At 72.1% G+C, this 13,618-nt stretch carries 14 protein-coding genes; 6 read left to right on the top strand and 8 right to left on the bottom strand.

Annotation, left to right across the window (positions count from 1 at the left end; translation table 11 throughout):
* Window positions 1-15: 15 nt before the first annotated feature.
* From ABFX54_RS14760 to ABFX54_RS14750, 3 genes are read right to left on the bottom strand one after another with little or no spacing between them, the layout of a single operon-like run.
* Window positions 16-780, bottom strand: coding sequence for an alpha/beta fold hydrolase (locus tag ABFX54_RS14760; protein WP_346105115.1), 765 nt, complete (start codon window positions 778-780; stop codon window positions 16-18).
* Window positions 780-1,643, bottom strand: coding sequence for an alpha/beta fold hydrolase (locus tag ABFX54_RS14755; protein WP_346105113.1), 864 nt, complete (start codon window positions 1,641-1,643; stop codon window positions 780-782). Before ABFX54_RS14755 ends, ABFX54_RS14760 begins: the two co-directional genes overlap by 1 nt.
* Window positions 1,644-1,645: 2 nt before the next feature.
* On the bottom strand, window positions 1,646-2,440 hold the full coding sequence (locus tag ABFX54_RS14750; protein ID WP_346105111.1) for a CoA-transferase subunit beta: 795 nt from the start codon (window positions 2,438-2,440) through the stop codon (window positions 1,646-1,648).
* 133 nt (window positions 2,441-2,573) lie between these two features.
* Between ABFX54_RS14750 and ABFX54_RS14745 the strand changes: the two genes are divergently transcribed.
* The 6 genes from ABFX54_RS14745 to ABFX54_RS14720 are packed head-to-tail and all read left to right on the top strand — an operon-like array spanning window position 2,574 to window position 7,334.
* The gene (locus ABFX54_RS14745; RefSeq protein WP_346105109.1) at window positions 2,574-3,464 is read left to right on the top strand and encodes a DUF6282 family protein; all 891 of its coding nucleotides are present in this window, start codon (window positions 2,574-2,576) and stop codon (window positions 3,462-3,464) included.
* Window positions 3,465-3,502: 38 nt separating this feature from the next.
* Window positions 3,503-4,435 (top strand): cupin domain-containing protein, encoded by a 933-nt coding sequence (locus ABFX54_RS14740; protein ID WP_346105107.1) that lies wholly within the window; start codon window positions 3,503-3,505, stop codon window positions 4,433-4,435.
* Window positions 4,436-4,437: 2 nt separating this feature from the next.
* Window positions 4,438-5,199 (top strand): HpcH/HpaI aldolase family protein, encoded by a 762-nt coding sequence (locus ABFX54_RS14735; RefSeq protein ID WP_346105106.1) that lies wholly within the window; start codon window positions 4,438-4,440, stop codon window positions 5,197-5,199.
* Entirely contained in the window at window positions 5,196-5,606 is a 411-nt protein-coding gene (locus ABFX54_RS14730) for a lipocalin-like domain-containing protein (RefSeq protein WP_346105104.1), read from the top strand. The genes ABFX54_RS14735 and ABFX54_RS14730 overlap by 4 nt, the downstream gene beginning before the upstream one ends.
* Window positions 5,603-6,487: an amidohydrolase family protein gene (locus ABFX54_RS14725; protein ID WP_346105102.1), complete on the top strand. Its 885-nt coding sequence runs from the start codon at window positions 5,603-5,605 to the stop codon at window positions 6,485-6,487. Before ABFX54_RS14730 ends, ABFX54_RS14725 begins: the two co-directional genes overlap by 4 nt.
* Window positions 6,471-7,334, top strand: a complete 864-nt coding sequence (locus ABFX54_RS14720) for an amidohydrolase family protein (protein ID WP_346105100.1) — start codon at window positions 6,471-6,473, stop codon at window positions 7,332-7,334. The genes ABFX54_RS14725 and ABFX54_RS14720 overlap by 17 nt, the downstream gene beginning before the upstream one ends.
* Before the next feature lie 146 nt (window positions 7,335-7,480).
* Here the strand turns inward: ABFX54_RS14720 and ABFX54_RS14715 are convergent, their stop codons facing one another.
* The 5 genes from ABFX54_RS14715 to ABFX54_RS14695 form a co-directional block, all read right to left on the bottom strand.
* Entirely contained in the window at window positions 7,481-8,386 is a 906-nt protein-coding gene (locus ABFX54_RS14715) for an SDR family NAD(P)-dependent oxidoreductase (RefSeq protein ID WP_346105098.1), read from the bottom strand.
* Window positions 8,383-9,918 carry an ABC transporter substrate-binding protein gene (locus ABFX54_RS14710; protein ID WP_346105096.1) on the bottom strand — a complete coding sequence of 512 codons (1,536 nt, stop codon included), beginning with the start codon at window positions 9,916-9,918 and terminating at the stop codon, window positions 8,383-8,385. The genes ABFX54_RS14715 and ABFX54_RS14710 overlap by 4 nt, the downstream gene beginning before the upstream one ends.
* 140 nt (window positions 9,919-10,058) lie before the next feature.
* Window positions 10,059-11,273 carry a cobalamin-independent methionine synthase II family protein gene (locus ABFX54_RS14705; protein WP_346105094.1) on the bottom strand — a complete coding sequence of 405 codons (1,215 nt, stop codon included), beginning with the start codon at window positions 11,271-11,273 and terminating at the stop codon, window positions 10,059-10,061.
* Entirely contained in the window at window positions 11,270-12,319 is a 1,050-nt protein-coding gene (locus ABFX54_RS14700) for a peptidyl-alpha-hydroxyglycine alpha-amidating lyase family protein (RefSeq protein ID WP_346105092.1), read from the bottom strand. Before ABFX54_RS14700 ends, ABFX54_RS14705 begins: the two co-directional genes overlap by 4 nt.
* Window positions 12,316-13,566 carry an amidohydrolase family protein gene (locus tag ABFX54_RS14695; RefSeq protein WP_346105090.1) on the bottom strand — a complete coding sequence of 417 codons (1,251 nt, stop codon included), beginning with the start codon at window positions 13,564-13,566 and terminating at the stop codon, window positions 12,316-12,318. The genes ABFX54_RS14700 and ABFX54_RS14695 overlap by 4 nt, the downstream gene beginning before the upstream one ends.
* Window positions 13,567-13,618: the final 52 nt, after the last annotated feature.

Below are 13,618 nucleotides of genomic sequence, written 5' to 3'. Positions count from 1 at the left end.
GATGGGTTCCGTTCGTCAGCGGCTGAGTGCCCGCTCGACCAGGTCGGCGACCAGATCGGGGCGTTCGATGTGGACGTCGTGCCCCGCGCCGGGCAGCACGGTGACCGGGTGGCCGAGGACCTCGGCCAGGTCCGCCGGGTCGATGCCGGGGTCCTGGTCGCCGCAGGCGAGCTCGACGGGGCAGGTCACCCGGCTGATGCGCGCGGCCAGCTCGGGGCCGCCGGCGGGGGCGGCCCTGGTGATGCCGGGGTCGGCCGACAGCCGGTAGCCGCCGTCCGAGCGGACGATCCCACCGGCGCGGTCCTCGTCGGTGAACGCCGGCCCGCGCACCCCCGACACCCGGCCGAACAGCTCGCGCGCCTGCTCCTCGTCGCCGAAGATCCGGGGCGCCTTGGCGGCCAGGGCGGCGCGCCGGGACAGCTCCTCCTCGGTCCAGGCCACCTTCATCGCGATCACGGTCAGGGAGGCGACGGCGAGTCCGCGGGTGCCGTCCGCGAGGGTCATGCCGACCAGCCCGCCGAGCGAGTGGCCGATGACGGTCAGCGGGGAGCCAGCGGGCAGCGCCTTGGCCACGGCGTCGGCGTACCCTTCGGGCGAGTAGTCCTGGCGGTGGGCCGAGCGGCCGTGCCCCGGCAGGTCGGCCACCAGCCACCGGAACGGGGTGCGGCGCCCGCGCAGCTCGTCCAGCACCGGTCTCCAGACGGCGCCCGAGGCGCCCGAGCCGTGCAGGAACAGCACCGCGGGCCCGTCGCCGCCGGATTCGACGTGCACCTCACCCATCACGCCTCGTCTCCAGCCGTGCCCTTGAGGAAGTCGAGCACCGCGTCGAGGAACGCGCCGGCCCGCTCGATCTGCGGGTAGTGGCCGCTGCCGCCGATCGTCACCGTACGCGCGCCGGGAATCTGCCCGGCCAGCTCCTCCCACGTCCGTGCGGGCACCAACTGGTCGTGCTCCCCCCGGACGAGCAGGGTGGGCACGGCGATGCCGCCGTAGTCACGGGCGGGCGGACGGACGTGCGAGCGCCGCTCACCGCCGTCCCGCCCCGGAGCGCGCAGGCCCGCCGCCGCGGCGGTCTCCCACGCACCGGGGACCATGCACGACTCGTGGCGGCGACGCAGGTAGCCCTCGCTGTCGCGCCAGCGCGGGTCGTGGAAGAGCACGTCCATGGAGGGCCGCAGGCCGTCGAGGGTGCCGTCGAACCGCTCCAGCGTCAGGCGGGCCGCCTCGGCAGGGGCGGCCAGGCCGGTGCCGACCACGGCCATCGCCCGGATCGGCCACTCGGCCGGGCGCCGGTTGGCGATGTCGAGCAGCATCCGCCCGCTGAGCGACGTGCCGATGAAGTACGCCGGCTCGGCGCCCAGCGTGCGCAGCACCGAGGCGACCTGCCGGCGCATGAGCCGCCGCTGACCGCCGCCGAAGTCGCGCAGCTTGTCGCTGAGGCCGAAGCCGACGAAGTCGATCGCCAGCACCCGGTGCCGCTCGGCCAGCGCCTCGATGCAGTTCTCCCAGGTGAGCAGGGCCGAGGCCCCGTACTCGCCGCCGTGCAGGAGGACCAGCGGCGGGCCGTCCCCTGCCTCCAGGTAGTGGGTGGTGCGGCCGTCGGCGCGGACGTACCGATCGGCCCAGCCGCGGGGGGTGCCCACGCTCAGGCCGCGGACGGGTAGCGGCGCAGCACGCCTTCGCGATCGACCTGGGTCCTGAGCAGGTCGAGCTCGTGGTCGTCCGGCGCCTCGACGATGTGCAGGTCGTCGGCGATCAGCAGCTCGAACCCGGTCGCCGCCTGGATCTTCTCGACGCTGGTCCACGGATGAACCTTGATCAGCCGCATCCGCTTGCTCTCCGGCTCGAAGTCGAAGACGCCCAGCGGGGTGAACACCCGGCGCGGCCCGTCGGACTCAGGGCGGAAGACCTTGCTGCGGGAGTCGCCGCCGTCGAGCCAGCCGGCGCCGCTGATGAAGTCGACCTTGTCGACGAAGATCTTCGGCGAGTGGTGCTCGGTGTAGATGTAGCTGGTCTTGAAGCCGCCGAGGAAGATCAGGCCGATCGTGCCAGGACCACGCACCTTCGGCTTGTCCCAGTCGCCGATCATGGCCATGTTCAGGTTGCCGTGCTTGTCTATCTGCATGCCGCCGAGGAACGCGAAGTCGAAGCGCATCGCGGTCTCGAAGTCCACCACGTCGTCGAGGCTGAAGTGATACTCACTGGTCACCAGGTTGCGGTAGTCGGCCGACGACTCGGTCAGCCGCTGGATCCTGGGGTTCATCGCGCCGCTGCCGCCGCAGAAGAAGGACAGGTTGGGCGCGTGGGTGAGCTGCGCGAGGCGCAGCGCGGCGGCGGGAATGTGCGACGCGGCGCCCACGGAGCCGAAGTCGCCGTCCTGCATCTCGTGCGAGATGGAGATCGCCATCATCTCGGCCCAGGTGTAGCTCGGCTCCGGCACGTGGCCCCCTCTTACTTCTTGTCAGACCATCGATTCACAATTATCGTACAGTAAGTCCGTAATTTGTAACAATGCTCTCGCAGCGGGGTCCATGTCAAGGGTCTCCGCCCGTGGCCGCGCAGGAGGAACAACCATGACCCGACCCGCCATCGAGCGAGTCCTGCACGGCCTCGTGGACCTGCACTGCCACTCCGGGCCCAACCCGCTGCCGCGCCGCTTCGACCACGTCGAGGCCGCCCGCGACGGCGAGCGCCTGGGGATGCGGGCCTTCCTGGCCAAGTCGCACCACCACAACACCGTGATGGACCTGCTGGCCATGGCCGACCGGCTGGCCGGCGTGAGCACCGCCGTGTACGGCGGCATCGCGCTGAACGCCCAGGTCGGCGGCATCAACCCGTACGCGGTGGAGATGTCCCTGCGCATGGGCGGCCGGTGCGTGTGGTTCCCCACCATCTCCTCCAGCGCCCACATCGACCACCACAACTCGGGCGGCGGCTTCCCCAGGCCGACGGTCCCGCTGACCATGTCGCAGGTGGACGTGCGCGGCCCGGACGGCGCGCTGCTGCCCGAGGTCGGCCGGGTCATCGAGATCATCGCCGAGACCGGGGCGCTGCTGTCGGCCGGGCACATGGCTCCCGACGACATCCGGGAGGTGTTCGGCGCCGCCCGGGAGGCGGGCGTGCGCCGGATGGTGGTCAGCCACCCGAACTTCGTGATCGGCTCCGACCCCGCGCAGTGCCGCGAGTTCGTCGAGCTCGGCGCCTACATCGAGCACGAGACCAGCATGTACGACCCCGAGGTCGCGCAGAGGAAGTGGGGCCCGGAAGTGCTGATGGACTGGATAGAAAAGGTCGGCCCCGAGCACACCGTCCTCGCCTCCGACCTCGGGCAGGCCGGCCGCCCGTTCCCCGTCGACTCCTTCATCCGGGTCGGGTCCGCGCTGCTCGACCTCGGACTGCCTGAGAAGGACCTGCAGCAGATCGTCCGCGTCAACCCCTCGTACCTGCTCGGCCTGGACGACTGACCTTTCGCCCAGGACCGGCCAACAGAAGGACGCATCGTATGTACAGCCCCAGCGACCCCCGTTCCGCGCTCAACACCGCCACCGCGACCACGACCGACCCGAACGCCCCGGTGGCGGCCTTCGCCACCTACGAGTTCCTGACCCTGCCGCCCACCGAGGAGAGCGAGCTGGGCAGCAGGACCTGGTACGTCCGCGGCCAGAACTTCGTGCTCGCCTTCAGCCGCCTGACCGCCGGCGACACACTCCGGCGCGGCGCGGCCGGCCAGCGCGACGAGTACGTGATCGTCCTGCCCCACGACGGCGCCACGGTCGAGGTGGCGGCCGGGGCCGACAGCCGGAAGGTGAGCGGGGCGGGCGTGGTCATCGTGCCGCCCGGCGACAGCGCCGTCACCGCCCACACCGACGCCGAGGTGGTCAGGCTGTTCGACGTGCGGACCGCCGACGTGCTGCCGCGCTGCGTCAACGCGGACGACTACGCCGAGCCCCACCCGCGGGTCGCGCTGCTGGAGCCGTGGCCCGAGCCGCCCGCCGGGCACCGCCTGCGGGTCTACCGCAACGCCGACCATCCGCTGGACAAGGGCCGGTTCGGCCGGATCTTCCGCTCCAGCGCCTTCATGGTCAACTTCGGCGACCCCAGGAACGGGCCGCGTGACCCCGACCGGCTCTCGCCGCACCACCACGACGACTTCGAGCAGTGCTCGCTGACCGTCGCCGGCGACTACGTCCATCATGTCCGCACACCCTGGACCTCGAAGCTGTCGCAGTGGCGCGACGACGACCACGTGAGCGTCGGCAGCCCCGCCGTCGCGATCATCCCGCCGCCCACCGTGCACACCAGCCAGGCCCTCGGCGAGGGCGCCCACCTGCTCATCGACATCTTCAGCCCGCCGCGCGCGGACTTCTCCGCCAAGCAGGGATGGGTGCTCAACGCCGACGAGTACCCCGCCCCCGATCACGTCACGGTCGGCTGAGCATGGGTTTCTTCGACACCGCGACGGCGCGGACGCCGCGCCTCGGCACGTGGATCAAGCTGGCGACCGTCGAGAGCGTCGACATCATGGCCAGCGCCGGGTTCGACTTCGTGGTCATCGACCTGGAGCACTCGCCGCTCGACCTGTCCATGACGGCGCGGATGATCAGCGCGGCCTCGGCGTACGGCGTCGATCCGCTGGTCCGCGTGCCCGACCACCAGGGCTCGACGATCGGGCGGATCCTGGACGCCGGGGCCAGGGGCATCCTGGTGCCCCGCGTGGACTCGGCGGCCGACGCCGAACGCGTCGTCGCGGCCACCCGCTTCCCGCCCCTCGGCCAGCGCGGGGCGGGCGGCACCAGCCGGGCGGGCCGGTGGGGGCTGACCCCGCGCGCCGAGTACGTCAGGACCGGCAACGAGGACGTCGTCTGCGTCCCGCAGCTGGAGAGCCCGGCCGCCATCGACGCCGCCGCGGACATCCTGGCCGTGCCCGGGGTGGACGCGGTCTTCCTGGGGGCCGGCGACCTGTCGCTCGCGCTGGGGGTCGGCATGAACGACCCCACGGTGCGAAGCTCGCTGGAGCGGGCCCGTACGGCGGCCGCCGCGGCGGGCAAACCCTGCGGCGCGGCCTGCGTGGACGCGGCGTCGGCTCATCGGGCCGCGGCGCTCGGGCACCAGTTCCTGATCATGGGCAACGACGCGACCATGCTCGCCCGTACGGCCCACTCGATGACGGAGGCGTTCAGGAAGCAGGCGACCGAGTGATCGTCGGCACCTGGCGGCTGGCGGACTACTACATGGAGGGCGCGCCGGGCGAGGCCGTCCGCCCGCTCGGGGACACCCCGCTCGGCCTGCTCATCTACGGCCCCGACGGCTACATGTCGGTCCAGTACATGGCCGGGGACCGTCCGCCCCTGGCGTCGGAGAACTGGCGCTGGACCACCGACGAGGAGAAGCTCGCCGCGGTGCGGACCTTCGGCGCGTACGCCGGCCGCTACGAATGGCTCGGGGACCGCATCGTCCACGAGGTGGAGGCCGGGATCTACCCCAACTGGATCGGCACCAAGCTGGTCCGCCTGGCCGTCGTGGAGGGCGACCGGCTGACCCTGCGCGCCGAGCGTTCGGACGGCCGGCCGCCCACCCCCGTCCTGCTCTGGGAGCGCATCCGATGATCGACTCACACGCGCACCTGGTGACCGATGACCCGGCCTACCCCTACGACCCGCCCGGCGGCACGGTCAGCGCCGCCGTGCGCGAGGACCCGATGACGGCGGAGCGGCTGCTGACCGCGCTGGACGCCAACGGGCTGTCGGCCGCCGTCGCGGTCCAGCGCGCGCACGTGTACGGCTACGACAACAGCTACGTCGTGGACGCGGCGGCCCGCCACCCCGACCGGCTGCGCGCCATGTGCGTCATCGACGCCCAGGCCCGCGGCTCCGCCAAGACCGTGCGGCGCTGGGCCGAGCGCGGCGCCGTGGCCATGCGCCTGACCTCGCCCGGCGGCAACCAGCACGGCGGCACGCCGGGCGCCGGCTGGTTCGCCGGGCCGCCGGCGCTGGAGGTGTGGCGGCAGGTGAGCGAGCTGGGCCTGTCGATGTGCCTGCACCTCTACCGCTGGAACCGCGACGAGAGCCTGCGCGCCCTGCCCGCGGTCGCCCGCGCCTTCCCCGGCACGCCGGTCGTCCTCGACCACGTCGCCAGCGTCGAGGCCGACCGCGCCGAGCCCTTCCCCGGCGCCGCCGGGCTGCTCGCGCTGGCCGACCTGCCGCAGGTGCACGTCAAGGTGACCACCTTGAACTTCGCCCGGATCATCGCCGCCGGCGTCGCGCCGTCGGGGGTGGTGGAGTGGCTCGTGTCCCGGTTCGGCGCCGAACGGGTGCTGTGGGGATCCGACGTCACGCAGACCGCCGGCACGTACGCCGATATGGCACGGATCGCCCGGGAGTCGGTCGCCGGCCTGCCCGAACGAGACGCCGCCCTGGTCCTCGGCGGAACGGCCGCCGCCCTCTACGGCCTCCCCACGCTATCGGAGACCGATGGCCAGGCCCGGTGACGACGTGCCGCCGGGGTCCGGGGACGACGTGCGGGTGAACGGGCCCGGTGGTGCGGTGCCGCTGGTGGACGCCCACGTGCACCTGTTCACCAGCGCGCTGCCGCTCGCGGCGCGTGCCTGGACCCGTCCCGACGTCGACCTGCCCGTCGGAAAGTTCCTGACGACGATGGACGAGTACGGCGTCGGGCGCGCCGTGATCTCGGCGATGAGCCTGCTCGGCGACCTGAACGACTACACGATCGCCGCCCTGCGCGAGCACGACCGGCTGCGCGGCACCGTCATCGTCGAGCCCGGCGTGGACCGGTACGTGCTCGAACGCATGCGCTCCGACGGCGTGCGCGGCATCCGGTTCCAGTGGCGGCGCCTCGCGGAACTGCCCGACCTCGACGACCCGGCCTACCGCAGGCTGCTGTTCCGGGTCGCGGACCTCGGCTGGCACGTCGAGCTGAACATCGAGGGCGAGCGACTGCCGCCGGTGCTCGACCGGCTCGTCCGCTCGGGGGTGCGGGTCGTCGTCGACCACTTCGGCGACCCCGGCCGCCGCACCGGATACGCCGGGGAGTCAGGGGCGGCGCTGCTGCGCGCCCTGGACAGCGGCCGGGTGTGGGTGAAGCTGTCGGCGGGCTACCGCTTCGGCGTCGGCACGGACACGCTGACCGGCTACGCGGCGACGCTGCTCCCCCCCGCCGGGCCCGAGCACCTGTTCTGGGGCAGCGACGCGCCGTTCGTCGGCGCGCGACAGCCGGTCACCTATCGCGACGCCGTGGAGTCGTTCGCCCGGATCGTCCCGGACGCGGCTTTGCGCCGGCGCATCTCACAAGCGGCGCACGCGTTCTACTTCGACTGATCGCACACCGCCCCCGCCACCCCCGCCGGCCCCGCCGGGCCGCGTGGATCCCCCACTGGGCCTGCGCTGGGCCCGCGCGCGTCGCTTCGCCGGCACGCCTGAGCCCACCCCGGCCCGTCAGAGCCGGGGTGGGCTTCAGCGTGCGGTCACCGGCCGGGCGGGGTGTGGCTCTGCAGGTGCTCCGCGAACCCGGCGAAGTCCTCCGCCAGCTGGTCGGCGCTCCACCCGCCGTCCCGATGCGTCACGAACGCCTCCTTCGGATGCGCCCAGATCGCGAACTTGTCGCCGCCGAAGCCGAGGTACTGCCCGGTGACCCCGGCCGCCTCGTCCGAGGACAGGTAGACCACCAGGGGCGCCACGTCCTCCACCGTGCCGATCCCGCGCCGCCGCAGGTCGGCCGGGACCGGGCCGCCGGCCTCGACCGCGGCGACGGCCTCGGTCAGCGCGGGGATGGTCGCGGCCATCCTGGTCAGAGCGGTGGGCACGATCGCGTTCACGGTCACGCCCAGCTTCGCCGTCTCGACCGACCACACCCGGACCATCGCGATGATGGCCGCCTTGGACGCGGCGTACGCGGTCTGCCCGAAGCCGCCGTACTGGCCGGCCGGCGAGCCGACCAGGATCAGCCGGCCGCCGCCGCCCTGCTCGCGGAAGCGGCGCACCGCCGCCCGGCCGCAGGTGAACGTGCCGCGCACGTGACTGTCCACCACGAGGTCGAACTCCTCGTCGGTGACTTTGACCAGCGTCCTGTCACGCAGCGCGCCGGCGTTGGTGCACATCACGTCCAGGCGGCCGAACTCGGAGACGGCCCGTCCCACCAGCGCGTCGGCCGACTCGGCCGAGCCGACCGCGCACACCTCGGCGACGGCCCTGCCGCCCGCGCCCCTGATCTCCTCGGCGGTCTTCTCGGCGACGTCCGCGTCGATGTCGTTGACCACCACGGCGGCTCCCGCGGCGGCCAGCGCCTGCACGTACGCGCGCCCGAGCCCTCGTCCTGATCCGGTGACGATCGCCACCTTGCCGTCCAGCCGCACTGGTTCCCTCTCCGTCATGTGCTGATCTTGATCGAGGCGAAGTCGTAGTCGCCCATCACCGGCGGCTCCATCCCGGTCACGCCCTTGCGGAAAGCCGCCACGTACGTCACGCCGCAGACCGGGATCACCGGCGGCCCCGCCTCGAACACCTTGGTGATGATCTCCCGCATGGGCGCGGAACGCTCGTCGTTCACGTCACTGACCCGCGCCTTGGCCAGCAGCTCGGGAACCCCCGGCAGGGTGAATCCCCCGGGGTTGTACGCGCCGCCCTTGGTGTAGAAGTCCTTGACGAACTGGGTCGGGTCGGGCCGTCCCGCCTGCAACAGCGCCACCGTGGCGGAGAAGTTGCCGGTCCTGCGGGCGGTGATCATCTGCTGGAACTCGAGGACCTTGATCTTGACCCTGATCCCCACCTTCTGCAGCTGCGCCTGCAGCGCCTGGGCCAGCGTCGAGAACTGGGTGTTGGGCCCGACCTCGATTTGGAGGTCCAGGCCGTTCGGCAGTCCGGCCTCGGCCAGGAGCTGCTTGGCCTGCTCCGGGTCGTAGTAGGGCTTGACGTCGTTCAGCTCGGGCACGTTCGCCCAGAAGCCGTTCTGGAACGGCTGCACCGCCGGCGAGCAGGCGCCCGCGTACAGGCTCTTGCTGATCGACTCGCGATCGATGGCGTACAGCAGCGCCCGCCTGACCTTCGGGTCGGCCAGCTCCTTGACCGCGGTGTTCACCAGGATCGCGTTGAACTGGGTGTTGGGCGCCTGGATGATCGTCATACCGGCCGCCTGCGCCTCCTTCATCTGCCCCGGGGTGATCGAGGTGCCGTCGGCCTGGCCCGACTTCACGGCCCGCAGGCGGGTCGCCTCGTCGGAGTAGACCGCCATCTCCAGGCCGCCGATGCCGGTCCGCGCGACGTCCCAGTAGCCGTCGAACTTCTTGAAGGTGACCTTGTCCTGGTTGAACGCCGACAGCTGGAACGGCCCGGTGCCCACCGGCTTGGTGCCGAGGTCAGGGTCGTTCAGCGCGCCGGGCGCGACCACGATCCCGGGCTCGCCCGCCAGCACGTTGATCATGTAGCCGGCGGGCTCGGAGAAGGTCAACTTCACCTCCGACGGGCTGACCGCCTCGACCTTGTCGAGCGTGGCCAGCGTCGTCACGAGGGCGCCGCTCTTCTTGTACGCCTCCAGCGACGCCTTGACCGCGTCGGCGTTGAACTCCTCGCCGTTGTGGAACTTCACCCCCTGCCGCAGCTTGAAGGTGATCACCTTGTTGTCGTCGGAGAGCTTCCACTCGGTGGCCAGGCCCGGCTTGATCTCACCGGCGGCGGTCCTGGCGACCAGGCTCTCGTAGACGATGTCGAGGAAGACCGGGTCCAGCGGCGCCGCCTTGCGCGGGTCGAAGGAGGTCGGCATGCCCGGCACGGCCCATTTCAGGATGGCCGAGCCGTCGGTGGCGCCGGTGGCGCCCTGCTGCGGGGCGGCCGTACCGCCGCCACACCCGGCGAGGGCGAGGCCGACGGCGAGGATCGCGCCGGCCGATCTGACTGCTGCTCGTTTCACGGCTTTGCCTCCATGTTTCAGAAGCGAGCTGATGTCCTTGGTGACCTGGCTTCAGCCGTGACGCTGAACTGTGCCCCGTCAGGTCGTGGTGCGTGATGAGTGGTGACGTGGTGACGTGGTGACGTGGTGCGGTGTGCGGGTCAGCCGGCCCACAAACGGTTACCGGCGAGCCGGGCGCCTTCGGCGAGAGCGGAGAGCTTCGCCCAGACGATCTCCTCGTGGCCCACCCGGGACCCGATCCCGCAGTCGGTCCCCGCCTGGAGGTTCTCCTTCCCGACGACACTGGCGAAGTTGGTCAGCCTCTCGGCGATGAGCTCGGGATGCTCGACCAGGTCCGTGGCGTGGCTGACCACGCCGGGGATGAGGATCTTGCCCTCGGGCAGCTTCACGTCCTCCCACACCCGCCACTCGTGCGCGTGCCGGACATTTCCGGACTCGATGGCGTAGCCCTGCGCATCGACCTTGATCAGCAGGTCCGCGATGTGCTCAAGCCCGATGTCCCGCGTGTGCGGACGGTGGCCGCTGCCCCAGCAGGTGTGCATCCGGATCTGCTCGGCGGGCAGCCCGTCGATGCTGTGGTTGATGATCTCGACGGCGGACTCCAGGTAGCGGCGCAGGTCCTCGACCGTCCAGGTGGGGTGGAACTGCCAGGTGGTGGCGAACTCCGGCTCGTCGATCTGCAGGATCAGCCCGGCGTCGGTGATCGCCTTGTACTCCTCGCGCAGCGCCTCGGCGACGGCGAACATGTACGCTTCCTCGCTCGGGTAATGAGCGTTCCTGGCTCCCGCGCCCAGGCTGAGCGGGCCGAGCGCGGCGATGAAGCCGTCCACCTCCTGGCCGGCCGCCTCCTTGTCCGCCACCGCCTTCTTGAGCGCGGCGATGTCGGCCGCGATGGCGTCGTGGCCGATGTAGGTGATCGGTGAGGTGCACACGCGGCCCTTGGCCGGCGGCTTGGGCGCGGCGCCGGGGGTCGCGAAGCCCGGCCTGACCGGCCCTCCCGATCCGGACAGCCAGAGGCCGGAGACGTACGTGCCGGGGAAGTCCGCCTTGTCGCGCGCCGCGACGTACTCGCGCTTGGGCGGGAGGTCCGGGTCGATGGGCAGCGTCTCCCAGCCGGTCACGCGGGCGTGGATGTAGCCGGCGTAGCCGGCCATGTTCGCGGCCTTGACGTACTCGCCGTCGTTGACCGTGTCCAGGCCGCACGCGAGCTGCCGGTCCACGACCTCGCCCACGGCGCCGGGCAGGCGCGCGTCGATCGCCTCGCGGTCCCCTTCGGCGATCAGCTTGTCGAGGTCGGACGGGCGCGGCAGGTTGCCGCCGTGTGTGGTGAGGATCCGCCGGTTTCCGCGCCTCATGCGTGTCTCCTAGCCGAGGTTTCCGCTCCCGCGCCGACGCGCGGGAACTTCTGCAGTTGGTGCCGGCCGCACGACCGCGCGACCCGGCCGGGTCTGATGGCGAAGCTGTAGGTGACCTCCGCGACGTACAGGTCGCCGCGGGAGTCCAGCGCGATCCCGTGCGGGGCGATGAAGTAGCCCGCCTCGGTGCGGTGCTCCGAGGAGTCGCCCCACCGCTCGATCACCTCGCCGTTCGGGTTCAGCACGGTCAGCCGGCCGGGCTGGTCCCGCTCGGCCGTCCCGTGCGTGAAGGAGCTCCGGCCCCGCGGCCGCCACAGCTCGGCGACGTACACCGAGCCGTCCGGGGCGATGGTGAGGTCGCACGGCCGGCGGATGTCGGTCCATTCCTCGATGAACGTGCCGTCCGGGGTGAAGATCTGGATCCGGTCGTTCTCGCGGTCGCCGACGAACACCCGCCCGTCGGCGGCGATGTCCAGGCAGTGGGGCAGATGGAACCGGCCGGGGCCGGTGCCGGGCTCGCCCCACGAGCCGATCAGCTCGCCGTCGGGGGTGAACCGGTGGACGCGGCTGTTGCCGTACCCGTCGGTCACGTAGAGGTCGCCGCCCGGTGCGACGGCCAGGTTGGTGCACCGGTTGAACGGCGGCCCGCCGTGGCGGACGCCCTCCACGCTGTGCACGCGCACGGGTCGTCCGGAGACGTACCCGGTGTCCGACGCCGCCCCTGGCGTGCCCAGTGTCATCAGCAGCTCGCCGCCGGGGGTGAACTTGCGCACGGTGTGGTCGCCCGCGTCCACGCAGTAGACGCTCCCGTCGGGCCCGACGGTCAGGCCGTGCGGGGTGGTGAAGACGCCCTTTCCCCAGCTCCGCACGTACGTGCCGTCGCGCTCGTACACGATGACCTGGCCGTCGAAACGGGTGAACAGGTAGACGCGGTCGTCGGCGTCCACGTCCACCGCGGCCACGTCCGCGTGGGCCAGGCCGTCGGGCAGCCGCTCCCAGCCGGCGTCCACCTCGAACCGCCGCTCGCGCCCGCGTGTGATCGTCATGATGCCGCCCCCGACCGGGGCGCGGGCAGCCAGCCCCACGGATGAGTCCCCCACACCGGCGGGACCAGGACGCCGGCCCGCACGGTGTGGACCGGCCGCAGGCCGAAGCCGCCGTGGAAGACGTCCTGCGTGGTGTCCGCGAACTCGAAGTCGCCCTCGACCAGGTCGATCACGGTCAGGTCCGCCTCCCTGCCGACCGCGACGGCGCCCAGCTCGTTCGCGGCGCCGATCGCGCGGGCGGCGTTCGCCGTGGTCATCCTGACCACCTCGGCCAGGTCGTAGCCGACGGCCATGAACTTGGCCATGCACTCCAGCAGGGAGTGGAAGCTCTCCCCCGCCGCGGTCAGGTCGCTGCTGATCGTGTCGGGAGCCAGGCCGAGCGCGCGTTGCTCGCGGGCGACCTGGTGGCCGAAGTTGCCCCGGCCGAGGGCCGCGTCCAGGACGACCCCGCGCTCACGGGCGGCGAGCAGGGCGGGCAGCATGCGGTCCGCGGCGTCGGTCACGCCGCCGTGGTTCGGGGTACACAGGTGGGTGAGGATGTCCCCGGCGTCGAGCCGCTCGATGGCGTACCGGGTAGCGGGCTCCAGCAGGTGCGGATCGGGGCGGCGGCGCGCGGACAGGTCGCCGATGTGCACCATGAGCGGCACCCCGTGCTCGCGGGCCACCGCCTTCGCGGCGGCGACGACGTCCTTGCCCTTGTCCGCGATCAGCGGCCCGACCAGCCGCAGCTTGATGCCCTGGACCAGCCCGGGGTTGGCGGCGACGCACCTGGCGATGGCGGCCGGGTCGATCTCGTCCATGCTGCCGACGTCGACCATGGTCGGCATGGTGTGGGCGTGGCTGCCGATGTTGAGGAACGGGATGACGCGGGTGCGGGCGTTCGGCTGGATGTAGGCGGAGAAGACCCCGATGTTCGCCACCCCGACGGACCCGGCGTCGACCAGCGTCGTCACCCCCGACCCGACCCCGATGACGTCCGGGTCGCAGCCCTCCATGCCCACGCCCGGGGTGATCGCCCCGTGCGCGACGTGCGTGTGGACGTCGATCAGCCCGGGGACGACGTAACGCCCGGCGCCGCTCACGTCGATCACCCGGCGCGCCGCGTCGGCCGGCAGGTCCGGGCCGATCGCGCTGATCCGCCCGGCGGTGACGGCGACGTCCATGACGCCGTCGAGCCCTTGACCGGGGTCGAGAACCCGTCCGCCTTTGATCAGCAGATCGCACCGGGTGGCCGGGGCGTCGTCCATCAGTCCTCCTGTCGGGGGTCCCGCTCAGCGAGCCGGGGGGTGCTGTCGGTTG

This window comes from Nonomuraea maheshkhaliensis, from assembly GCF_039529435.1.
GTDB lineage: Bacteria > Actinomycetota > Actinomycetes > Streptosporangiales > Streptosporangiaceae > Nonomuraea > Nonomuraea maheshkhaliensis.
This window is presented reverse-complemented; position numbering and strand designations above follow the sequence as displayed.